General features: G+C 41.0%; 1 protein-coding gene and 1 pseudogene. Both read right to left on the bottom strand.

Features of this window, described 5'->3' with window-relative positions:
- A pseudogene (locus LFLEISCH_RS15535) lies at positions 1-171 on the bottom strand (phosphoglucomutase); the annotation flags it as partial.
- 42 nt (positions 172-213) lie between these two features.
- Positions 214-731: aldose epimerase family protein (locus tag LFLEISCH_RS14345; protein WP_007478092.1), on the bottom strand; the 518-nt coding region annotated here is incomplete at its 5' end.

Raw genomic sequence — 731 nt, 5'->3', positions numbered from 1 at the left:
GTTCCCGCACCTAAAACCCCACGCATTCCAGCAGTTCCAAACTCCATATTTTTATAAAAACTATCTTCTAATTGTTTTTTCATCACCTTGTAAAACCTCAAGCTGTCCGCGCAAATCCGCATCTAGCTGTCCATTATTTAACCATTTTTCATATTCTACGTTCCAATTCATTGTACCTTGGCTCCTCTCACAATAACCTTCTGTTTTATTTTATCAGTTTCGAGCTTTATTTACAAAAAAGCGAAAAATCGTTTTGGAATAAAATGGGGTCCCCGGCCGGAGCACAATATCTCCAAAATGCGGATGATGAATAGCATCAGGCAAACTTTGCGTTTCAAATGTTATCCCTGAAAACGGCCGAATTTTATCCCCAAAAACAGTATAATCACCCGTTAACGTGTTTCCTGTATAAATCACCACAGCCGGTGCATCCGTTTCCATTTTTATGCCCCGCCCTGAATCCCGATCAACTAAAATGGCGTCAGGTTGGTTGCGTACATGTTCCAAAACAAACCCGTGATCTAATCCACCACTTGCTAAATCCATCTGCGGGTCGCCTTTTAAAATCGCGCTTTGAATCTGCTTGGCCTCATTAAAATCAAACGCAGTTCCAAAAACCTCTCGAAGTTCTCCTGTTGGAATCAATTCCTCATCGATACATGCATAGGCGTGGCTACGCACAAAAAGCTCATTTTTTAAGATGGACTTTTTTAACATCTCCCGAAAGATTA

The sequence above is a fragment of the Listeria fleischmannii subsp. fleischmannii LU2006-1 genome (genome assembly GCF_000344175.1).
Classification (GTDB): Bacteria; Bacillota; Bacilli; order Lactobacillales; family Listeriaceae; genus Listeria; species Listeria fleischmannii.
Note: the sequence above shows the minus strand (reverse complement) of the source record. Positions and strands in the feature narration are given on the sequence as shown.